The organism is Clostridium brassicae (assembly GCF_026738875.1).
GTDB classification, from domain to species: Bacteria; Bacillota; Clostridia; order Clostridiales; family Clostridiaceae; genus Clostridium_H; species Clostridium_H brassicae.
The window spans coordinates 118,649-143,306 of the sequence record NZ_JAPQFJ010000007.1 but is presented as its reverse complement, the minus strand read 5'-3'; the positions used below and the strand labels follow the sequence as shown (position 1 = coordinate 143,306).

General features: G+C 26.9%; 18 protein-coding genes and 1 riboswitch. Of the genes, 14 read left to right on the top strand and 4 right to left on the bottom strand.

What is annotated here, in order from left to right:
- Positions 1-73 precede the first annotated feature (73 nt).
- Positions 74-574: a BclA C-terminal domain-containing protein gene (locus OW729_RS08740; RefSeq protein WP_268061108.1), complete on the top strand. Its 501-nt coding sequence runs from the start codon at positions 74-76 to the stop codon at positions 572-574.
- A gap of 508 nt (positions 575-1,082) precedes the next feature.
- A complete protein-coding gene (locus tag OW729_RS08735; protein ID WP_268061107.1) occupies positions 1,083-2,072 on the top strand; it encodes a glycosyltransferase family 4 protein in 990 nt (329 codons plus the stop codon).
- Positions 2,073-2,226: 154 nt separating this feature from the next.
- On the opposite strand, the gene OW729_RS08730 is transcribed toward OW729_RS08735, so the two are convergent.
- Positions 2,227-2,373: a hypothetical protein gene (locus OW729_RS08730; RefSeq protein ID WP_268061106.1), complete on the bottom strand. Its 147-nt coding sequence runs from the start codon at positions 2,371-2,373 to the stop codon at positions 2,227-2,229.
- A 501-nt stretch (positions 2,374-2,874) separates the two neighbouring features.
- On the opposite strand from OW729_RS08730, the gene OW729_RS08725 reads away from it, so the two are divergent.
- The 8 genes from OW729_RS08725 to OW729_RS08690 all read left to right on the top strand — a co-directional run bounded on the left by OW729_RS08725 (position 2,875) and on the right by OW729_RS08690 (position 12,855).
- On the top strand, positions 2,875-3,642 hold the full coding sequence (locus tag OW729_RS08725) for an exodeoxyribonuclease III (protein ID WP_268061105.1): 768 nt from the start codon (positions 2,875-2,877) through the stop codon (positions 3,640-3,642).
- A gap of 172 nt (positions 3,643-3,814) precedes the next feature.
- Complete coding sequence (locus OW729_RS08720) at positions 3,815-4,678, top strand: response regulator (RefSeq protein WP_268061104.1); 864 nt, start codon at positions 3,815-3,817, stop codon at positions 4,676-4,678.
- The gene (locus tag OW729_RS08715) at positions 4,669-5,133 is read left to right on the top strand and encodes a chemotaxis protein CheX (RefSeq protein ID WP_268061103.1); all 465 of its coding nucleotides are present in this window, start codon (positions 4,669-4,671) and stop codon (positions 5,131-5,133) included. The genes OW729_RS08720 and OW729_RS08715 overlap by 10 nt, the downstream gene beginning before the upstream one ends.
- A gap of 474 nt (positions 5,134-5,607) precedes the next feature.
- The gene (locus OW729_RS08710) at positions 5,608-6,498 is read left to right on the top strand and encodes a hypothetical protein (protein ID WP_268061102.1); all 891 of its coding nucleotides are present in this window, start codon (positions 5,608-5,610) and stop codon (positions 6,496-6,498) included.
- Positions 6,499-6,580: 82 nt separating this feature from the next.
- A complete protein-coding gene (locus tag OW729_RS08705) occupies positions 6,581-7,330 on the top strand; it encodes a hypothetical protein (protein ID WP_268061101.1) in 750 nt (249 codons plus the stop codon).
- 282 nt (positions 7,331-7,612) lie between these two features.
- Positions 7,613-8,113: a hypothetical protein gene (locus OW729_RS08700; protein ID WP_268061100.1), complete on the top strand. Its 501-nt coding sequence runs from the start codon at positions 7,613-7,615 to the stop codon at positions 8,111-8,113.
- On the top strand, positions 8,113-9,513 hold the full coding sequence (locus tag OW729_RS08695) for a hypothetical protein (protein WP_268061099.1): 1,401 nt from the start codon (positions 8,113-8,115) through the stop codon (positions 9,511-9,513). Before OW729_RS08700 ends, OW729_RS08695 begins: the two co-directional genes overlap by 1 nt.
- Positions 9,514-9,867: 354 nt before the next feature.
- Complete coding sequence (locus OW729_RS08690) at positions 9,868-12,855, top strand: DUF5050 domain-containing protein (protein WP_268061098.1); 2,988 nt, start codon at positions 9,868-9,870, stop codon at positions 12,853-12,855.
- A 180-nt stretch (positions 12,856-13,035) separates the two neighbouring features.
- On the opposite strand, the gene OW729_RS08685 is transcribed toward OW729_RS08690, so the two are convergent.
- Complete coding sequence (locus tag OW729_RS08685) at positions 13,036-14,607, bottom strand: methyl-accepting chemotaxis protein (protein ID WP_268061097.1); 1,572 nt, start codon at positions 14,605-14,607, stop codon at positions 13,036-13,038.
- 573 nt (positions 14,608-15,180) lie between these two features.
- Here OW729_RS08685 and OW729_RS08680 point away from each other — a divergent pair.
- Positions 15,181-16,845: a ribonuclease J gene (locus OW729_RS08680; RefSeq protein ID WP_268061096.1), complete on the top strand. Its 1,665-nt coding sequence runs from the start codon at positions 15,181-15,183 to the stop codon at positions 16,843-16,845.
- 263 nt (positions 16,846-17,108) lie between these two features.
- Here OW729_RS08680 and OW729_RS08675 read toward each other — a convergent pair whose 3' ends face one another.
- On the bottom strand, positions 17,109-18,065 hold the full coding sequence (locus OW729_RS08675; protein WP_268061095.1) for a DMT family transporter: 957 nt from the start codon (positions 18,063-18,065) through the stop codon (positions 17,109-17,111).
- Between the two features lie 95 nt (positions 18,066-18,160).
- Positions 18,161-18,268, bottom strand: a riboswitch (glycine riboswitch).
- 176 nt (positions 18,269-18,444) lie between these two features.
- Here OW729_RS08675 and OW729_RS08670 point away from each other — a divergent pair.
- Positions 18,445-18,927, top strand: a complete 483-nt coding sequence (locus OW729_RS08670) for a 50S ribosomal protein L7ae (protein ID WP_268061094.1) — start codon at positions 18,445-18,447, stop codon at positions 18,925-18,927.
- Positions 18,928-19,151: 224 nt separating this feature from the next.
- Here the strand turns inward: OW729_RS08670 and ablB are convergent, their stop codons facing one another.
- Complete coding sequence (gene ablB, locus OW729_RS08665) at positions 19,152-20,006, bottom strand: putative beta-lysine N-acetyltransferase (RefSeq protein ID WP_268061093.1); 855 nt, start codon at positions 20,004-20,006, stop codon at positions 19,152-19,154.
- A 169-nt stretch (positions 20,007-20,175) separates the two neighbouring features.
- On the opposite strand from ablB, the gene OW729_RS08660 reads away from it, so the two are divergent.
- A complete protein-coding gene (locus OW729_RS08660) occupies positions 20,176-21,063 on the top strand; it encodes a MerR family transcriptional regulator (protein ID WP_268061092.1) in 888 nt (295 codons plus the stop codon).
- Positions 21,064-21,561: 498 nt separating this feature from the next.
- Positions 21,562-24,516: a DUF5050 domain-containing protein gene (locus OW729_RS08655; protein WP_268061091.1), complete on the top strand. Its 2,955-nt coding sequence runs from the start codon at positions 21,562-21,564 to the stop codon at positions 24,514-24,516.
- Positions 24,517-24,658: the final 142 nt, after the last annotated feature.

Below are 24,658 nucleotides of genomic sequence, written 5' to 3'. Positions count from 1 at the left end.
ATATAATAAAGTAGCTACAATAATTAGTAGTTTAATCAAATAATAATTTAGAATATTAAGGATGTGATTAAAAGTGGAACCATGTACTTCTAATGGACCATTAACAATAAGTACAGTGCAATCTAATGGTGGAGAAGATGGAACTATTTTTACAAATTACGCATATATTTATAATTTAGGAGAACAAGAAGTAGAAAAGGGAACAGATGTGGAGTTTAGTAATAATGAAATATTGAGTGGAGATATAACTCATACTGCAGGACAAGCAGAAATAGCTATAGGTAAAGCTGGAGTTTATTATATAGAATATTACGCTTATGCAGATATAGCAACTCAATTTGGATTGTATTTAGATGGAAATTTAATTTCAGTATCTACAGTATATTCTCAAAGTAATTTGACTTCACCAATTATGGGAACGGCAATTGTTAGGATACCTAATCCAGGAAATCTTACTTTAAGGCTTATAGATGTAGGAGTAGGTATAGTTGCAAATTTAATAGATGCTAAACCATTAACAAGTGCTATAGATTCTGTAACAGCATCAATAGTTATAATGAAAATAGCAGATTAAGATAACGAAGAGGTATACACTTTTATTTCAGGTGCTAGGTGTTAGGTACTAGGGATAGTAATAATTTCTTATTTCTAGTATCAGAAAATAGTTTAATTAAAATTAAAAATAAACAGCTAATAAAAAATTAAATTTTTTATTAGCTGTTTTCCTTATGTTGTTAAGAGGTTATGTTTTAATAAATTGTTATTTCTTATAATTTAAAAAAACATTATTAAAAAATAGGTGTGAGTTTTAAATCTTATAATCAATAAAGTAAGTTATTAATTTAAAATTAATAGTAATTAAAACTAATTATATGGTGGCACTTTATTCTAGGAATAAGTGATAAATCCTATATTGAGTGCATAGTAATAAGTAGCCTGATTTCATAGTGAAAACAGGTATTACTGATTTATAGGTGTTATTTTTATAATAAGTATTTATAAAAATATAAAATAAACAGTTACTAAAATTTTCAATAGATATATAATCTAACTAAATTTGGTGATTAGGGGGATAGATTAATATGAAAATACTTTTATGCACAAGACAAGATTATTATAAAAACTTTAAAGGCGATTCTACATTGGTCTTAAAAACAGCTCAGTATTTGAAAAAATTAGGTGTAGAAGTAACTATAAATGCAGGATGTATATGTGATTATTCGCAATATGATATAATTCATCTATTTAATTTAAATAAGGTAGGAGAAACCTATAAATATTTTAGGACGGCTCATAAATTCAAAAAAAATATTGTGTTATCACCAGAATATTTTAATTTAAGTAGATATTATAAATACAATAATTTTGATGAAAAACTTAAGTTATGGGAAAGTTCTAATCTGTATAGAAAAGAAATATTAAAAGGTGTCACAAAGATTATTGCTAATAGTAATGTAGAAAAGGAAAATATAAAAAATGATTTTGGTATTAATAAATCTTGTGAAATAATTTATAAAGGAGTAGAAATAGAGGATGAAGAAATACCTTTATACAACTTTAGGGAAAGATATAAGTTAAACACTTATGTATTATGTGTTGGTAGTATTTCACCTAAAAAAAATCAACTTTATCTTGCAAAGATTTGCAGTAAGTTAGGAATACAACTTCTTTTAATTGGAAAGGTAAAAAGTGAGGAGTATTTTAAAGAATGTATGAGATATGATAATGTTTTATATTTAGGGTTTATGGATAGTTATAATATATATAACGCATATAGATTTGCTAAAGTTCATGTTCTTCCTGGGTATTGCGAGATCCCTGGTTTTTCTTCTATGGAAGCGGCTGCTAGTGGATGTAATATAGTTTCTACTATAGAGGGGAATGCTAAGGAATATTTTAAAGATATGGCTATTTATTGCAACCCTTATGACTATGATAGTCTATATAAGGCAGTAGAAAAGGCTTTAAGAATAAATAAAAGAGAGAAATTAAAAAAATATGTTAAAGAAAATTATTCTTGGGAAAGATATAGTGAAAAATTGTATGATATTTATAAGGAATTAAAAGAATAATCTTATGACGCAACATAAAGAAAGTTCTTGGCAAAGAGATATAATGTGTTAAAGGGAAATTGTAAAATGTTTCGTAGTAAATATATTATTTAAAAACAATAAAAAACAGTCAGTAACATAATAAAGTTATTGACTGTTTTTTACAAGATAGAACTTAAGATTTCTGCTTAGAATTTATGTCTTCATTTGTATAAACATAATTTCCAGTAGATGGAGTTTTCTCTATTTCATCAAGTCTATTATTTATTTGCGTTACTTCTGATTGAAGATTTAGTAATAGGTCTTTTATATCTTTATCCATTTAATCATCCTACTCCTTTCTTAGAATAGTTTTTTCTAATAAAATGATTTTATTCATACAACTACATGTTTCTAACTATAGAATTTAAATTTTAAATAAGGAAAATAAAAAACTAAATGATTTATATTTAACAGAAGAATATAACAAAACTTTAAATGTATATAGTGTTAATTATAGAGGTAATTGTATAATTCCATAAGAATAAAAACTTGCATTACGTATTTGAAATTTTTAATTATGCAATTTTCTCAATTAAAAGTTATATTCAAATATTGTAATTAAGTCCCACTTTTATTTTAAGCTGTTGCTATGACACAAGTAATACATTAGAATAGTTAGTAAAGAAAGATAAATAAGTAAAATGTGGATAAATATAAGATGAAAATATTTAGAGTAGGCTATGTTTTAGAAAATTGTTGATTTCGTATAAATTTAAAAGCAATTTAAGACATAGCCTTAGATTGATATATTTGAGTAGAATAAAAAAAGGGGAGAAAAGTTTTGAAAATTTATTCGTGGAATGTTAATGGTATAAGAGCTATAACAAAAAAAGGATTCATAGATTGGGTTAATAAAGAACAGCCAGATATATTATGTATTCAAGAAACTAAAATACAACAAGATCAAATAGATGATAACATTAGAAATATTGAGGGATATAAAAGCTATTTTTCTTGTGCAGAGAGGAAAGGATATAGTGGGGTTGCTGTATATACAAAACAAGAACCTATATCTGTTTCTTATGGAATAGGCATAGATAGATTTGATAGTGAGGGAAGAATACTTATATGTGAGTATAAAGAATTTATCTTATTTAATATATATTTTCCTAATGGACAAAAAGATGATGAAAGATTGAATTATAAGATGGAGTTTTATGATGCTTTACTAGAATACTGCAATAATCTTAAAGATCAAGGGAAAAAACTTATAATATGTGGTGACTATAATACTGCACATAAGGAGATAGACCTTAAAAATCCTAAGTCAAATGAAAAAAGATCGGGATTTTTACCAATAGAAAGAGAATGGATGGATAAATATATAGCCAACGGATATATAGATACTTTTAGATATTTATATCCTGAAGAAGTTAAATATTCTTGGTGGAGTTATAGATTTAATGCAAGAGCCAACAATGCGGGATGGAGGATAGATTACCATTTTGTATCAGATAACATGAAAGAAAATATAGAAAATGCAGATATTTTAAATAATGTTATGGGTTCTGATCACTGTCCTGTAGTATTAGAAATTAAATTTTTATAATAATATATAAAAAATAAGTTTATTAAAGGTAATTTGATATAAATACATTCAGTTTTTATAAAAAATAACGAATAATTTTATGAGGTATAAACAAGATTTCAGCTTTTATAAAAGATATAGTTATAAGTTAAATTATAATAAATTTATTAAAATGGTAAGGGGATGATTTAAAATGGAAAATATTAAAGTTGTAATAGTAGACGATTCACCTTTTTCAATAAGTATTCTTAGAGATGTATTAACCGAAAAAGGATTTGAAGTAATTGGTGATGCATCTTCTTTAGAAGAAACTATAGAAGTTGTTAAAACTACAAAGCCAGATTTAGTAACGATGGATATGACAATTCCAGGAACTGATGGATTAGAGTGTACAAGAGCAATTCACTCAATAGATCCAAATATTAAAGTAGTCGTTGTAAGTTCTATGATGGATGATGAAATTGTAAAAAAGGCAAAACAAAATAGAGTATCTGGATACATACAAAAACCAGTAGATCCTGATGAATTAGCAACAGTAATACAAAGGATAATGTCAGGAGAAGAATTATTTAAAGAGTTAGAAGCCATTTATTTTGATATATTTAAAGAGGCATTTTTAGATAATATGAATAGGATGGCAAAAACTGTTCCAAACTTTTCACAGGAAACTGGATTAAAAGATACTCAAGAATCAAAGGGAGTTTCCATTGTAGTAGGAATTATAGGAAGACATTGTGGAAGTATGATTATTGATTTATCTTATGAAACTGTAGATAGTTTAGCAAAACATATACTAAAAAGAGAACTTAAGAGCAGGGAAGAAGGACTAGCTATGATGGCTGAATTTGCTAATATTATTGCTGGAAATGCTTGTTCTTTATTGAATAGAAAAAATAAAGCTTTTGGATTGCGTGTAGCACCTCCTGCTGTATTCCATGGTAGTTCTTTAAATATATCTAAAACTATAATCCAGTCTAAATCAGTAGTTGCAGAAACTATCTTTGGTGAGATATCTATAGATGCAGGATTTACAAGGGGGGATTCTGAGTGGATGTAAAGTTTATAAATCCTTTTATTGACTCTATTTTGAGTGTAATGCCGGAACTTGGATTTAAAGAGATAAAAAAGCAAGGTATTAGTATTAAGGAAAAAAGCATAAAAAGTTTAGGGGTAATGTTAACTTTAGGTGTAGTTGGAGATATTAAAGGAAATGTTGTATATTGTTTAGATATGGAAGGTGCTAAGAAAATTGCATCTGTAATGATGATGGGGATGCCAGTTAATGAGTTAGATGAAATGGCACAAAGTGCCTTATCAGAACTTTCAAATATGTTAACAGCAAATGCAAGTACTCATTTTGCTAATGATGGAATAAATATTAATATTTCTACACCAGCAATGATGTATGGGCATGATTTTGAAGCGAAAATGAATACTGAAAAGATTTTATGTATAGGTGTTTTGGTTGATGATGTTCTTATTGAAATTAATATTGCATTAGAAAAATTTTAAATATACCATTTCATTATTAAATATTTAGTGGAATTTTTAGCAGTTTAGGGCTATGTTTTAAGAATTTAAATTTCTTAAAACATAGCCTAATTTTATTGTATGTAAGAAATTTATATAAAAGTAATTTTACACATAATTATAGTGCAATAAACATAGTATTTTTATATAAAAGCATATTACAATTTTTAAATAGAATACAATAAAAAGGATATTACTTGTATAGAGAAGTATATTAGCATGAAATTAAAGAAAATAAAGAAATTTATTGTTATAAAAGCCATATATAAATAATTGTTATTTAAAAGGTACTGACTTATTTGGAAATAATTTAAAAAAATGCTTAATTATATTAATATATAATTAGAGCTATTTTATATAAAATACAAAAAGTTAATATTATACGAAATGTATTTAAAAATAGTTTGATTTTAGAGAGATGGTATTTAATATGATATTCTCTGAAAGGGGGTAATAATGAAACATAAGTATGGTTTAAATCAAGAAATTATAAATTTGAAGAAACAACTTGACAAGGACTACTTAAACGAATATCAATTCTTATGTAAACAGCTAAAACAAGATTCAGAAATGAGTACAGAGGCAAAAAAAGCATGTTTAGGAGTATTGACGCTACTCTATAAGGCTCAAAGTGAAAACCAAGAACCAAAGAGTATTTATAATGGGAATTTTCAAAATTTTTATAACAAGCTATTAGAAAAGACATTAACAAATGATATAAATAATTTAGAAAAAACAGATAGGAAAAATATTATTATAGTCCTATTATCAGTATTAATAGTTATATTAATTAGTGTGTTTATATGTACTGAAAATGGAGTTATAGGAACTATTGCAAATGGAATGAGTTATCTACAAAGTAATTCTAATTATGCAAGTAGTTACAAAAAATTACAGGCACCAGTAGAGATAGAGCTTAATTTGGCTAATTTAGAAAGTAATATTGGAAAAGAAATTTATCAAGATGGACAATGCAAAATTATTATTTCTAATATAGAAAAGGATTTGAATAATGAGTATAAGGTAATATTTCGGAGCATAGGTACTTATGATAAAAATGGTGGAAGATTAGTATCACCAATAAAGCATTATGTAACACAAGGAAAACATCAAAAGTATGATTTGGAAGGAAACTTAAAAACTACTTATCAGCGTACAACATATATGGGAAGTTGGAGTGCTATATGCCCTCTAATATATAAAGATGGGGATCAATTTACTTATTCTTTATTTCCTATTAAATTATATGAAAATGGTACATTTTTACTGCAAGATAAGTTACAAAAAGATGGAAATGTTAAAGTAAGTTTAGAGGGATTAATTGAAACAACTTGGATGAAAAATTAAGAATACAAAGGGGGGATTCCAGTGTTTATATAATTGATGTAGAAAATGATTAATGATAAAAATAAAAGAAAGGGTTAAGATAATGCATAAGAAGATATTTGTAAGTGTATTAGCATTATTGATAGGATTTGGTTTATACTGCATGAAACCAACATACGCAATGGCAACAGAGAAGATTCCTTTTACAGCAGAGTATATTCAACAGCTTAATGATGATGACTTTATTAATACAGTTATTCGGTATGCGGTTGATAAGGAAAATGAAGGGGTTGAATTTAAAGATGTTCAAGAAGCTTTAAATACAGTGGGAGTGAAAGTAACAAAATCGGAATCTTTATTAAAAGGTAGTTCTGATGTAAAACATACTGTTTATATTACACATAGAGCAGGACAATCTTATTATTATCTAACAGCAGGTGTTACAGCTAATAGGAAATTATCTGATCCGGGAGGAGAAGATGCTATTAGTATTGAATGGGAAGCATCTAAAGCATCATACTATTCAACAACTGAAGGACAGTATACAACATATATGGATGGAACAAATAGATTAAAAGGTATTGTTATGTTCAATTTAGACGATTCAAAATTAAATGCAGCAGATAAATATGCATATTGTAGTGTAAGAGTGGTACCTAAAGTTTCAGGAAAATGGATTGAAGTTGGAAGTAAGTATGTCCATACGTACAGTGTTACGAATTATTCATGGACATTAGGATCAACATTTAATTATTCTAGTACAGGTCCAGCTGGAGGGTTATCATATAGTGTGACTGGTACACCTGCAAGTAGTAGCTGGCAAACATATGCAGATAATGCGTTTAAAGCATAAGCATTTGTTTAGGTTAATAATTTATAGATTTATCAAATATAAAAATTTTATGATGATGATATAATTTTAGGCTATGTTTCAAGAAAATATATACAATAAACAATTTTCTTGAAATATAGCCTATTTTATTATATACGTTTATAGACATTGAAAAGTTAAATAAGAAGTTGAATATAATAAAGTTTTTAAGTTAAGAAAATCTTAATAAATTAGAATGTTTTTTATTAAGATTTTCATATTATCATATAGGTAATGAAAGATAATATGAAGGAGATGGAAATTTTGAGAAACAAAAAGTTTTGGGCATTATTTTTTTCAATGATACCAGGTGCGGGGCACATGTATTTAGGTCTTTCTAAAAAAGGACTTCAACTTATGGCATTATTTTTTATCGCAATAGGTTTTGCGGATGTATTACATCTTAGTATGGTTGCTGGATTAATACCTATAATCTGGTTTTATAGTGTATTTGATGTTAGAAAATGTTACGAACTTAATGTACAGCCAAATGACAATCAAGATATTAAGATACCTTGGTCAGGTAAGGAAACAAAAATACTAGGATATATATTCATTTTTATGGGGGCAATTAGTATAGTTAATGAAATAATATTTCCTATGTTAGATGTAGTACTTGGCTGGAGAACTATTCATTCAATAAAAACTGGTATACTTTCAGCAGTATTTATAGTAATTGGGTTAAAATTAATTATTGGTAGGAAAGTAATAAATGACCCCAGTAGACTTTTAAAATCACCTAGTAAGAGGGGAGAATCTAATTAATGCGTCAATGGAGAGTTGGTTCAATAACTTTAGGAGTGACTTTAATACTTATAGGAATAACCTGTATACTTGGAAATATATATGATCTCACTTTAGTAGGAAAAATTATAAAATGGTGGCCTGTTATATTAATAATATTTGGAATTGAAATTTTAGTTTCTAATACTTTATCAGAGAAAAATTTAGGAAAGCTTAAATTTGATGGGCTTAGTGGATTCTTAATCTTGATTATATTAGGAATTTCAGGGGTTTTGTTTATAGGAAGCCATATTTTCAATTTTAATAAGGAAGGAATAAATATCAGGGGATTTAATAATATAAATTACAAATTTGAATCCAAGTTTACAAAACAGCAGGTGATTGACCCTAAAACTGCTAAAAAACTTATCATAAGTAGTGATTTAGCAAATATAAATTTAGAAAAATCTTCAAAACAAGTTATTGAAGTAAATTCAGACATAAGAATTTTAAATAATGATGAAAAAGAAGCTAAAAAAATTGCTGACTCGATTATAAAAGTAAGTCAAGGAGAAGATATAAGAATAGATACACAAAAAGATTTTAAAAATAATAGTAATTATTCAGTAAGTCGATTAAACATCAATATAAAAATCCCAGAAAAAATTTATTCAGAAGTTACTAATGAATATGGAAGTATATCTGCTAAAAACATTGGAAATGGCATAAAAGTAAAAAATTCAAATGGAAATATTAATCTAAATTCAATAAGTGGAGATGTTATTTGCGAAAATACTTATGGAAAAATAGAAGTAGATATAATAAAAGGAAAAGTTGAAATAAAGAATAAAAATGGTAGTATAAAGGTGAAAAATATAGAAAAAGATTTAGGTGTTGAAAATGAGTATGGTACTATTAATGTAGAGGATGTAAATGGTAATGTTATAACTAAAAACTCAAATGGGAATATTAGGATAATTAATGTAGGAGGAAATGTTAAGGCACAAGATCAATATGGACTAATATATTTGAAAAATATTAAGAAGAATGTTGAAGTAGAAAATAAAAATGCAAAGATAGATGTACAAGATATTTTTGGAGATTTTAAATGTGAAAATGATTATGGTAATATTAAAGCTGTAAATATTTTAGGTAAAGTAGATATAAATTCTGGTAATGGATCTGTAGAATTTAAAAATTCAAATATAGTGAATAAAGATTTAAAAATAATAAATGAAGGTGGTTCTGTTAAAATGACTTTTGCAAAGGAACAAAAGGGTCACTTTATATTGGAATCAACTTATGGAAGAATACACAGCAGAAATTTAGACTTAAATCCTAATAAGACTGAAGAAGTAGAAAGTGTAGATAAGGTTTTAGGAAATGATTCTGTTAAAATAAAGGTTACTAATAAAAATGGAAGCATCAACATATACAATTAGTATAAGGTCAACTTTTGTTGGCCTTTTTACAATTTAATAGGATAATATATTGTTATATGTATAAATTTCATATAAAATAGTATTATTAGCAATATTGTGCTTTGAATTTATTTATGAATTATTAGTTTGGATTATATTCATAAGTAAAATAATTATAAAATAGTGACTTATATATATAATTAAGTTTTTGAAGGTTTGTTTATCCTAAACTGAATTAATAAGTTATAAGTTTCTATAATCTATTTGAAATTTTTAATTATGCAAAATTCGTAATTCTAAATGAAAAACAAATATATATTTATTTTACTAAAATGAATTGAGGGGCAAGCTATAAAAAGGGAGATGAAATGAGTATTGAAAAGAATAGGTAAGACATGCATTAGTTTTGTACTTTTATCTTTTATGATTATTGGATTTAAATCAGATGTTCATGCTGAGGGTATTAATTCTGGACAAGTAGTAGATAGCCATAAAATATGGACTATTAAGTTTAATGACAATATCAAATTTGATAACTTTTCTAAAAATTACATAAAGGTAACTAATAGTAAGGGAATAGTTCAGGAATCACAGTTAGAGCTATGTGAAGATAAGAAATCAATAAGAGTAAAGCCAAACTCAAATGGATATACGCCAGGAGAAAAATATACTTTAAAAATTACTAAGGGATTAAAAAGTGGAAAGAGCAAAGATTTGAAAAAAGAAACTTATATGGATTTCTACATAAAACAAGATGGAGCTAATGTTTTACAAAGCTCTTCACCTAATAATAAAGAAAATGAATCTTTAGTAGTACAAGATGGCGAATGGGTATATTATAGCGATTTTACTTACAATGCTAGTATATACAAAATGAAGAAAGATGGTACTTCAAAAAAGCTTGTATATAAAGGAGAAGATAGAATTTGTCAACTTTATGCTAGTAATGGTTACATATATTTTGTATCACATAGTCCTTATACAAAAGAAGAAGTTTATACAGCTTTTAGAGTTAAAAATGATGGTTCTGGACAAGCAGAGACTATATGTTACAGTTTATCTCCATACAGTCAATTTCAAATATATGGGAATAACATATATTATGTAGATAGTTCTAAATTATATAAAAGTGATTTAAATGGAAAAAATCCAAAGGAACTTTTGAACAATATAGAAAACAAAACAGATGAAGTCTTCTTTATGATAAAGGATAACTTAATATACTATTGGGGGTTTAATTATTTAACAGGAAAAGAAACTGGAATATATAAAATGAATGTTGATGGTAGTGGAAAGCAATGTATAGTAAATAATACTGATGCTCAAAGTATGCTAGCAGATACCATTAATGTAGATGATGAATACATTTATTATAAGAATTTTTCTGGTATAGTTTATAAATCAGATTTAAAGGGGAACAACATTCAGAAGCTAACATTCTTGAATAAAGTATCAGCTATAAATACTTTTAAAGGGTATATATATTATTTATGTGAAGGAACTATATATAAAATAAAGCCAGACGGTACAGATCAAAGTATTATTGCACATCAAGTAGATGATGATGCGAATTATATTAATATAGTTAATGGATGTTTATGGTACTTTAATATTCATGATGAAATAAAAAAAGTAGATTTAAATAATGAAAGTAGTGATAATGGATTAGAGTCAGAAGAAAATATTTCTGTAAAAGATGGAGAAACTTTTTATGTAAGAGGTGTAAATAATCCTTCTTCAAAAATTATTAAATGTACTTCAGAAGATGTAAATGGGGATGGAAAAAAGGAAAATATAGTTCTTACAGGGGATTATGTAAATTACGCCTATAAGAATTTGAAGTTATTTGTTCAAGATACTTCAAATGGTGAAATAATAAGTTATGATGCATTAAGTACCTCTAACTGTCAAGAGGTTGGAAATATTATAACATTAGGCGACTTTAATAAAGACAAGGTAAAGGATATAAAGATAGATTTACTTACTAATATGCAAAGAGGAATACATTCCACTTATATATATTCTTTAAGCAATAATAAGCTTAATAAAATATTTGATGATACAATGATTCCAAGTCAGGGACAAGACTTTGGATATGAGCTTTTAAGTAATCGTAACATTAAAATTTCCAATAATAATGCTTATTATTTAGTAGATCTTAGTAAAGATAATGATACACATTATAATAATTTAATGAGTACAGGATTAAGTACCTCTCTTACAATATGGTATGATGGAGAGGACTTAGATAAAGATGGAAGTTTGGAATTGAGTAGAAATATTTACTTAGCAGGAGTTTCTTATAGTGATTTCTTATGCAAAGTTAAAACTACTTATAAATTCAATCAAGCTACAGGGAAATGGGAATATAAATATATAGAAGTAGAAAGTGAAAATTACCCTTGTAGTAAAGTTGAAATAAATAGACCTGATGAAGAAAATGCTAATACGCAAGAAAATAGTGAAACTGAAAATAATGAAGAAGGTAATATTGAGAAAAATACTAATAATCAACAGGAAGACAATTTAGGGATACAAAGTTTAATAGAAAAAGATGGGTTTGTTTACTATGTTGAAGAACAGTGGACAAAGAGTGGAGAAGCTTACTGTTTAACTGGGTCTCCTTTATATAAAGTAAACAAAGCTTCAGGTGAACGTGCAATTATTGCAAAAAATTGTTATGACAAAATCCAGATATATGGAGAATGGATATATTATATAAGCTCTTTTAATGGAGGTATGCATAAAGTTAAGTTAGACGGAACTTCTGATACAAATCTTTCTATTTCAGGAGTGAGAAGCTTTGCTGTCGTAAAGGATTGGATTTATTATACTGATGGTATGTACAGTGTTTTGGGCGGCATTTATAAAATGAAACTAGATGGCACAGAACTTACTAAATTAAGCTTAGATGCAGGAGAAGAAATAGCTGTTTTTGAAGATTGGGTTTATTATATAAATTCAAAGGATTATAAACTATATAGAGTTAAAGTTGACGGAACTTCAAAAGAATGTTTAGAAGAAATAGCTACTCATTCATTAGGTGTAAATAAAAATGGTATATATTATTTGGTAAGACATAGTGCAGCATCATCTCTACACAAAATGGATCATGATGGAACAAATAGTAAATGGATTTCTAATGAAATAGTAGGTAGATATTCTATTTATGATGAATTTATATATTATATAGATTACAAGGATAAATGCATTTATAGAATGAACGCTAATGGAAGCGGAGCAGTAAAGTTAAGTGACACAAAAGCTGATGATATAATAGGAGTATCAGCAGACTCTATTTATTATATAGCAGGAGATTCAAAGGACAGTCAGCAAGTTTATATTCTTAAAAAAGACCGCTAGCTTTTAAATAAGGTAGTTAGATACCAGAAATTAGGAATTAGTGATTAAAGAATTTGTTGTTTAGTATAAAATGAAGGAACCTATGAAAAACTTAATTTTCATAGGTTCCTTGTTTTTAACTTTGAGAATTTTTAATGCAAGGAATAAAAAATTGTATCTATACCTAAAGTTAAGTGCTTTTTATAATTTAAGCAAGGAGTCTACAGATAATCCTGCTTGATAAATAATACCGTCATGAATAATGGCCAGAAATTTAAATAATTTTCCATCTTCAGCTCTTTTCTTTATTGGGGTTGTAATATGGTTTGCTTTGCCTTCTTTTAATAAAGTAAATTTTGAATCTACATCATAAAGATTAAGGCCAATAGCTGATTGATCATTACAATATTTAACTATACCTTTTTTATCCGTAATAATAATGCTATCTACGTTAGAATCTATTAATAATCTATCTAATAATGTTTTATTAATGTTTTTATCTGAAACTTGATTTTTTATATAATCAACAGCTTTTAGCATTCTGTTTTCCATTACTTTTCCTGCCACATATTGTTGCATATCCTCAGCCTTTGTTTTAAGATTACTTGAAATTTCTTTTAGATTGGATAGTTCATTATTTTCTTCATTAACATGAGCTTGAGATTCCTGCATTTGTGTATATATTTCTATAGAAAATTGAGTTATTTCTTCAATACTAGAAGCTATTTCCTGACCATTGTTATTTATATTGTTTACGTCTTTACTTATCTTTTTTATTTTATCAATGCTGGTGCAAAGAGAAGAGTTTATTTTGTTGAATTCTTTTATAGTATTTTGAACCTCATTATATCCTTCTTCAACATGTTGAGTTTCCTGTAAAGTGGAATTAGCTATATTGGTTATTTCTTTTTGTAAAGTGGTTACAATACTATCTATTTGTTTTGCTACTTCTGTAGTTTTGCTAGAAAGTTTTCCAACTTCATTAGCAACCACTGAAAAGCCTTTTCCATGTTCTCCAGCTCTAGCTGCTTCTATAGTTGCATTTAAAGCTAACATATTTGTTTGTTTTGCTATGGTACCAATAAGATTTGTCATAGATACTACTTGTTCTGAATATTTTTTTAGAGATTCTGCTTCATTATGAGTGTTTTTCGTAAGAAGTTTGATTTCATTAATTTTGCTTGATATATTAGAAGTTGAATTTATACCGTTTTGTGCAGCACCTATAGATTCTTCAGCAAATAATGCTGTGTCCTTCATTTCATCAGTTATATATCTAAGAGTATTTACTATGCTTATAGTATTTTTAGATATTTCTTCAAGCATCATTACTTGTTTTTCACTACCGTCACAAGTGAATTCAGCAGAAGTATGCAGTGCATTCATGGATTCTCCAGATTCATTTGCTATAAAATTTAATTTGTTACTTACTTCTGTAATTTCAGTAGTCATTTGTACTTGTTGCTTAAAGTTTTCTTTTAAATTTTCAATAAGATTTTGTATTTCTTCGGCTATTTCTTTAAAACCACTATCGCTTATATTGCTAAGATCTATTGTGTAATCGTTTTTGTTGATTTTCCACATGAACTCCTTAATTATTTCTAATTTTTTGCAGTAGATTTTATTTATTATGATAGTTATAAATAATGAAAAAACTAAGATACTAATTAAATTAAGAATTAAGTTAGTTAACAGCTTAGCTGTGATAGTGTTTATAACAAATAATATTATTAAAGATGTAAAAATTAAATAGTTAGACTTATTGTTTTTCAATTAATCTTCACCTCGTTTTATAAGTATATGATAATAAGTATATAATATATAAAATTCTATGCTTTTATCAATAATCCTTCCAATAATGGTAAAATTTTAAATAAATATCGACAGATTTTTAAATAATTTTTATATGATCCCTATAATTTATTTTTCTTATAAGTTAGGTGTTAATCTATATATAAATGTACAAAAAATATCTGCATTTGGATTAAATTTATTTATATAAGGCAAAATAAGAGTAAGATATGTTTTAAATTGTTGATCTCCTATAATTTCGAAAACAATTCTAAATTTGTTATGACTAATGTATCTAGGCTTTCATAAACTCGCTTAAGGCTCAAACATATGAAAGCTCTTAATGCTACATTAGTTATAACAAATAAGAATAGTAATTTCTTATTATAATGAACTCACCAATTTAAAATATATCTTTAGGGAAACGGAAGGAAAGTTTTAAATTGTTGATCTTCTATAATTTTAAAGACAATTCTAAAATTAATATAATAAAAAATTATTGAATTCGTATAAATAGCGAAAACAATTCTAAATAAATATAAAGAGGTGAATTTAATGAAAAATAAGGATAGTGTAAGAGTTATTCCTTTAGGGGGACTTGGAGAAATTGGTAAGAATATAACTGCTTTTGAATATAAAGATGAAATAATAGTAATAGATTGTGGTATAGCCTTTCCTGATGAGAATATGCACGGGGTAGATCTAGTAATTCCTGATATAACTTATCTATTAAATAATGCGGATAAGGTAAAGGGTATTTTTCTAACTCATGGACATGAAGATCATATTGGAGCATTACCTTATATATTGAAGCAGTTAAATGTACCTGTTTATGGTACTAGGTTGACATTGGGATTAGTTGAAAACAAGTTGAGTGAAGAAAACATACTTTCACAGTGTAAGCTTGAAGTAGTAGAAGCTGGAGGTATAGTTGAATTAGATAATTTTAAAATTGAATTTATAAGGGTCACTCACAGCATAGCAGACTCTTGTGCCATCGCCATCCATACCCCGGTGGGAGTAATATTACATACGGGTGATTTTAAAATAGATCATACACCTATTGATGGGTTAGTTATGGATTTAGAGCGTATATCAGCCTTGGGTAAAGAGGGCGTATTGCTGCTTATGGCCGATAGCACAAATGTAGAACGTAAAGGACACACAATATCAGAAAAAGCAATAGGAGATACTTTAACTAGAATTTTTTCTAGTGCAGAAGGAAGAGTTATTGTGGCAACTTTTGCTTCTAATATTCATAGAATGCAACAGATAGTAAATTCTTCTTTGCAATATGGAAGAAAGGTAGCTTTCAGTGGAAGAAGCATGGAGAACGTATCAAAGGTAGCTATGGAGTTGGGATACTTACATATACCAGAAGGTTGTATTGTAGATGTAGATGAAATGAAAAATTATCCTAATAACAAGATAACCATAATAACTACTGGAAGTCAGGGAGAACCCATGGCAGCTCTTGCAAGAATAGCTTTTTCTAATCATAGAAAAATTAGCATTGAACCAAAGGATTTATTTATTATATCTGCATCACCAATTCCTGGAAATGAAAAACTTATATCTAAAGTAATTAATGAATTGTTTAGAAAGGGTGCAGATGTAATTTATGATGATTTAGAAGAAGTTCATGTATCAGGTCATGCATATAGAGAAGAATTAAAGTTAATTCATGCACTAGTTCATCCTAAATTTTTTATGCCAGTTCATGGTGAATACAGACATTTAAAACATCATGTGGATTTAGCAAAAAAATTAGGTATGAAGGATGAAAATATATTTAAGTTACAAATGGGTAACGTATTAGAAATATCAAAAGAAGAAGCTAAGGTATGTGGTAAAGTTCACACTGGTTCCGTATTTGTAGATGGACTTGGGGTTGGAGATGTAGGCAATATAGTCCTTAGAGACAGAAGGCATTTAGCTGAAGACGGTATGCTCACTATAGTTGTAACATTAGAAAGAGAATCTTATAGTATTATAGCGGGACCAGATATTATAACTAGAGGTTTTATATATGTAAAGGAATCAGAGGAGTTAATTCAAGAAGTAAAATCCATTGTTAGAAGTGAACTTAACAAATCTTTGGGAAATAATATCATTGAATGGTATGTATTAAAAACTAGTATGAAAAAAGCTGTAGAAACATTCCTATATGAAAAAACAAAACGAAGACCAATCATTCTTCCTATTATTATGGAAATTTGAATTAAGAATTAGGTGTTATAGGGATAAAGAAATCACTAGTTGCTAACCACTAAAAGGATAAAGGGGATTGCTTTTATGAAAATAGTGACTAGGGATTAGCGATTAAAAAGTTGTTGGTTGTAGGAAATTTAGAATAAAAGTAAAGAAACATATGAAAAATTCGGTTTTTCATATGTTTCTTATTTAAAATTCAGAGGTTTTCTGACCTAAAGAAGAAAATAACACTTATCTAAAACCTATCCCTAATAAATATAAAATAGAGCTTAGTGGCTAGATTCTTTTAAAAGCATATTGCTTTTAAAGTAATCGTCTAGAGATTCTTCTTCAGCATTTTCTTTATCTTTTAATTGAATTAATAGTATTGAAGAAATAATTAAAGCCATACCTATTAATTGAGGAATTTCAAATAGTTCACCAAAAATCACAAAAGCTAATACAGAAGCAACTAAAGGCTCTATACTTGCAATAATACTTACTTTACCTGACTCAACATATTTTAAAGCTCTAAGAATTGATTCATTTGGTAAAATGGTAGCAAAAAGTCCTAGACCAAGAATAGCAATTAATGAATTTGTATTTTCAATTGATTTTACTAAAGTCCATGGAGGTATAAAGAACCACAAAAATATTGCTCCAAATAAAAATGTATATACTAAAAATGTTTTTTGAGAATATTTTTTTACTGCGATTTTTCCTAAAATATTTTGTACTGCAACAGTAAGTCCTGAAATAATTCCCCATACTATTCCTATAAAGTTCACTTTGAAAGCTGTACTATCATATGCTTTTACAACTAAACAGCAACCTATCAAAGTTAAAGTTAAAGCTATGAATTTTTTTAGTGTAAATTTTTCTTTAAACACAAAATAGGATAAAATAACTACAATAATAGGATTTATAAACAATAAAACTGAAGCTGTAGCTACTCCTGTATATTTAACAGCATAACTAGAAGAAATAAACATTCCATCTAAGGCGAATATGCCATAACAAGCGAAGAATAGTATTCCTTTTAAATCTGTTTTAAAGCATTGAGGATCTTTTATTAAGGTTACTATAATATAAAAAATTATTCCTATTGTTGGTCTAAAAGCAGATATTGTCATAGACTCAAAGCCTAAATTATTTAAAAGCTTTACAAAGACACCTAAAAATCCCCATGAAATTCCTGCAATTAGAGCTAATAAATAACCTTGTTTAGTTTTAGTAAAATTTAGCATAAAAATCTCTCCCTTCTGATTGGTTTACAAAAAAATTCAATAAAAAAACAGAGAGAACAAAACCCAGCCTGTTCTCTCTGTTTGTATTCAGAGTCTATTCAGATATAATTCTTTTGCCTGAAAATTTCACTTTATTTTACTGGGATAAAATAAAGCTTGTCCCTTCGGCGGTTTTATTCAAAACTCTCTCTTATATCCTTCAACTAGTGAACTTATGTATTTTTACCAATTGTTAGTTAATCCGAAACTCACTTGCATTGTACAATATAAAAATATCATTGTCAACCGTTGAAATTTAACTTTTCGTTAGGCTTAATTGCAACTGCTACAATTGTATTATAAAATGTAAGGAAGGAGAAAAATGTAAAGGAGAATGAAAATGAAATCTAAAAAAAGAATAATATCAATATTTATGGCAATTATCATAATTAGTCTATTAATTGGATGTGGAAATAATACCATGGATAAGGTTTATAATGATAATAATAAAATAGCAGATCAAAGTGATACTTTCGGACTAGATGAAAGTGAGGAAACAATACAGTCAGGAAGTTATAAAGGAAAGTTAAAGTTAAGTGGAAGTGGAACTGTTTGGAGGTACCAAAGTAATAAAGAATTTAATTTGGAGGTTCCATATACCTTATCAGTAAAAAGTGGAAAGGCTAAAATTGTGTTAATATCACCTGATAATACAGTTCATACGCTTATTGAAAATACAGAAAGATCTACTACAACAGAAGGAACAATGACACTAACTATACCAATAAAAAAAGGTATTAATAGAATAAAAGTAGTGGGTTATAAAAAAGCAGATATTGATATTGAACTACATATAAAACAAGGAGAATTTGAAAAAATATAAAGCATTTAAATGATTTTTTATAAAAAATATTATAAATACATTTGTTAATAAGAGAAGTAGCTGTTTTAAAATAAACTTTATACAACATACTAATGATTAAATTAAAAAATGGTTGTTGTATTATGTCAATTTTTATTTTAAGACAGCTATTTTTAAAAGGATATATAGAGGAAAGGATGTTATGTAGTATAATCTTATTAGATAGTTATTGGTTAAAGTTGTTTTTATAATTTTTTCAACCAAATGTTCATATCTTCCAGTTGACCACATATATTACAATGGTTTATTAAACGACCACCATAATTATAATCATGTTTTGAAAAAACAATATTCATTCCTGGTGAAAGAGCTCTAGCCATACTGTATAGAATTTTGTAGTTTGTTTTTTTTAGTTCATTTTCTAATTCATAGATCAGTTTACCCATTAAGCCTTCACCTCTATATTGTTTAAGAGTTGCGCAATCTGTCATTTCTGCATTTAAATACCTTGGATCCATATCAGCAGAAGCTGCACTTACAACCTTGTTATCTGATAATATTAGTTTAAATAATACATTATTGTTAATTGCCCATTTTATGAACTTAGGATCATGTAGTGGAGTAGGGTATGTTTTAAAAACTTCATCATACAATTTTGATAATTTTTCGGAATCTTTTTCTTTAGCCGTTTTTATTATAAATTTATCTTCTATTAGATAAGAAAAATCTCTATCCATATATTCTCTAGCTTTAATTAGTATCTCCTCTTCTTCTGGAATATTAATACTCATCTTTCTTTCGGTTGTTATAAACTTAGAAATAAAATATCCAGGTAATCCGTTTAAAAAACCATCAATTTTTGCTTCAATAATAAATCCTTCTTGTTTAAATGGTTCCAAATTTTTTTCAGTACAAATATGAAATATTTTAGCTAATTTATGTTCTTCAATTAATGGATTTAGTTTATTTAATAACTCATTTAAGTTTCCATTTAATTCAATGATTTTTATTCTTTTATTAAAAGTATCAATTTTTATTTTTGCATTTCCTCTACTGAGAGAAATAACTTCAATTGAAGGTACATCAGCAAGTATCATCATAACACCTCTCATTTTTAAAATATACTTATATTATTTACAGATGAAATATAAGTTATTCTTTTCTACTATACCAAGCTTGAATATATTAAAATTATTTATATAATATTTATTAGATAAGTATTGACTATCACCTTGGGGGGTGGTCTATGATAATTATGAGGTGATTAAAATGTTTATTAAAGATGTTTGTAATAAATGTAATTTAACTAAAAAAGCTATTGAGTATTATGAAGAACAAGGGTTGATTTTCCCTACTATTGGAGATAATGGTTACAGAAATTATACTGCAGATGATATATTAATATTAAAAGAGATTGCAGTATTAAGGAAATTAAATATTAGTGTGGCTGATATTAAGAATATTACTACAAGTAATAATAAAGTTAGTGCTTTAGCAAGATATAAATATAAGATGGATTTAGAAGTACAAAAGTCAATTGCTAAAAAAACATGCTTAGAGCAGCTGTTAAATGATTATAATATTAACCAAGCGATTGACTATATAGAAGAAAATATTGAAAGAAATTTTACAATTAAAGAAAGACTGTTACAAGCTTTCCCAGGACCTTATGGAATGTATATATGTATACATTTTGGGCAGTTCCTTGATGATAAAATTGAAACAAAGGAAAAAGAAGAAGCCTATTATAAAATCATTAATTGGTTAGATAAAATCAAAAATATAGAATTTTCAGATGAATTGGAAGAACATCTATTGAAAAGCTTTGAACTAATGGAACAAAGAGATATGGAAAAAATGAATGATTCACTTTTAGAAGCTGTAGATAATATGGATGTATATTTGGAAGATAACAAGAAAAATATAGATGAATATTTGAAGCTTAGAAATTCAGATGAGTTTAAAAATTCAATAGCATTTAAAATGCATCAATCATTAGTGGGATTTTTACAAAATAATGGTTATTATGATATATTAATTCCTAACTTAAAAATATTAAGTGATTCGTATAGGGAGTATTGTGAAAAGCTTGAGGTTGCAAATAAAATATTTGTAGAGAAATATCCCAAAGCAAAAGATATTTATAATGAGTTATAATGAAAGAAAAGAGCGATTATTTATGGTTAGAGCTATAGTAATGGTGATTAAAATAAAAGTAATTTATCTTAAATAAAATTTTTTGTAATATTATTCAGTAACAAAAGATTTAGAATATAAAAAGAGCCTAGTTATTCTAATATGTATCAATACAATATTAGAATAATTTAGGCTTTTATTTTTATATGTATGATAACTTCACTTTATTTAAATGGTAAAATTTATTTCAAAAAGATACAAGTTACAAAAAAGTAAGATATAATAACAATATGACAAATAATGTTGTTAATTAAGAGGAATTAATATAAAATAATTAGTAGTAAAGGTATATTATAGAAAGTAGTTAATTATAAGTAGAATATTCTATAATTTACAAGTCAAAATTAATTATATAATAGCCTAATAAGCTCAATATAAGGGGGTCTTATAAAAATACTAAGTAATATAGAGTTTGAATTAAATTAAATATTCAAATTTGTAAAGGAGATGAAGGTATAATTGAAAAAGGCAATGAGAGTATTGGCAAAAACAACGTTTTTAATTTGTGCAACTCTAGGGTTGGGATCACAAGCAAATGCTGAGGTTTTAAATTCAGGACAAGCTGTAAATGAGAAAAAGGTTTGGACAATTAAATTTAATAATAAAGTCAAACTTGATAATGTTACTAAAAATTATATTAAGGTAGTAGATTCAAGAGGAATATTTCAAAATATAAATTTAGAATTGGAAAAAGATAAAAAGTCGATAAAAGTAACACCTTGTGATAATGGATATAAACCAGGGGAGAAATATACATTAAAAGTTATGAAAGGTGTTAAAGGTGAAAGCAACAAAGGATTGAAAAAAGAAATTTCTATGGACTTTTATATAAAAGATAATATGAGTAGCGATAAGCTAAATACTTCTATTAATAATGTACAAAATGCCTCTTTTGTTGTACAAGATTCTGAGTGGATATATTATAGTGATTTAACTGAAAGTAATAGTATATATAGAATGAAAAAAGATGGAAGTTCTAAAAAGGTACTTTATAAAGGTAATAGTAGAATATGCAAACTTTATTTATCTAATGAATACATATATTTTGTATCACACAGTGGTAATTTTACACAAGGAGAGGAGTATTGCATTTATAGAGTAAAAAAAGATGGGGTTGGTAAGCCACAAGTTATATGTAAAAACATTTCTGTAAATTATCAATTCCAAATAGATGGTGATAGCCTTTATTATGTACAAGATTCTAGGTTAATGAGAAGCGATTTGTTAGGAAACAATGCTAAAGAAATTTTGAAAAATATAGAAAATACTACAGATGAAGTTTTCTTTTTATTAAAAGATAAATGGATATATTACTTTGGATTTGATTATAGGTCTGGTAAGGCAACTGGTATATATAAAATAAAAACAGATGGAAGTCAAAAGCAATGCATAGTTAAAAATGTAGATGCTCAAAGTATGAAGGTAAGTTCTATAAATATAGATGGAAACGATATTTATTATAAAAACTTTTCAGGGGATATATTTAAATCTGATTTAAAAGGTAGAGACTTAGAACGTGTGAGGTTCTTAAATGGAGTATCAGGTGTTAATGTGTTTAATGGATATATACATTATTTATATGAAGGTGCTGTACATAAAATAAAAGCTGATGGAACAGAGCACAGTATATTAGCACAAAAAAGTTTAAATGATTTTGATTATATAAATATAGTCAATGGGGAATTGTGGTACTTAGATACAAATAAAGAGTTAAAAAGTGTACCTGTAGTGACTAAAGATAGTGGAGAAGATGATGGAGATTCTAATCCTGGAAATCCTGTTTCTCTAAAAGAGGGAGATAGCTTTTATATTAAAGGTGTAAATAGTCTTTCTTCAAAAGTTATTAAAATTGAAACTGCAGATGTTAATGGGGATGGGAAAAAGGAAAATGTAATATTAGCAGGAGTAAATGAAAATTATTCTTATAAGGATTTAAAAATATTCATTCAAAAAACATCAAATGGAGAAATATTAGGTTATGATTCATTAAAGAATTTTAGTTGTGAAGAAATAGGAAACTCTATATCTTTAGGGGATTTTAATAAAGATAAAATAAGTGATATAAAAATTGATTTGCTTTTAAATACTCAAAGAGGGATGCATGCAACATATATATATACCTTTACTAAGGACAAATTAAATAAAATTTTTCATGAAAATATGATTCCAGCCAAAGCTCAAGATTTTAAATATAAACTTTTAGATGATAAGAGCATAAAAGTTTATGATGATAAAGGAAATAGTTATATAGTGAATCTTGCATCAGATGATGAGGAACATTATAAATATTTAACCAATATAGGAATCGGACCTAGCATTACAGTATTTTATGAAGGTGAAGATATAGATAGGGATGGAAGCTTAGAATTAAGTAGAACTATATATTTAGTAGGTGTTTCTTATAGTGATTTTTTGTGTAGTGCTAAAACAACATATAAATACAACCCTGCTACATCAAAGTGGGAATATAAAGGATTGCATGTAGAAAGCGAATTTTTCCCATGTACTAAGGTTAGTAGCAATAGCGATAATGATGATGAAAACAATAATGAACAAGATAAACAGAAGTCATCTATACAAAATTTCGTAGAAAAGAATAATACAATATATTACGTTCAAGATAAGTGGACTAAAAGAAGTAAAAATGATTATTATTTAAGTGATTCATATTTACGCGGAATTAAAAATGATTTAAGCACAAGTAGCACAATAGCAAATGATATAAGTGGAAAGATTCAAACTTATGGCAAATACATGTACTATGTAAGTGCCTATGGAGTAAATTTGCATAGAGTAAAATTAGATGGAAGTAACGACACAGTAATATCTAAGGACATTGTTAAAAATTTCTGCATCTCAGATGGTTATATTTATTATTGCAGTGATAAGGGCGGAATCTATAAGATGAAGCAAGATGGAAGAGACGTATCTATGTTAGAGAAGGATAAAGCAGAGGAATTAGTTGTTTTAGATGATTGGCTTTATTATATTAATAATGGAAGTTTATACAAAATGAAAACAGATGGAACTTCAAGAGAAGATTTAGGAGTTACAGCTAATAAAATGTTAGGTGCAAGTGAGGATGGAGTGTATTATTGTATATCACAAAAAGATGGTTCTTCAAATTTATATAGAGCAAATATTGATGGAAAAAGATCTAAATGTATTTTTGAAGGACTGTTGAAGGGATATGCTGTATATGATGGATATGTTTATTGTATAAATAATACTAACAATTACATTTATAAGATGAAATATGATGGAAGTGATTTAGTTAAGGTAAGTGATGAAAAAGCTAAAGATGTAGTGGGTGTGTCAGAGAAATTTATCTACTATAAAGCAGGAGATACTTTAAATAATGAGCATTTATATAGAATAAAGAAAACAGGTGGAAAACCAGAGAAAGTTGATTAAATCAAAATTGCATATTTTAGTTTGAATTTTTAATTATTCATGACATTAAAGGGCCGTATGGCCCTTTAATAATTTTGACAAAAATCACAAATACCTGATAAAAATCAAGGAAATCATTGAAAATATTGGCACTGATATATAT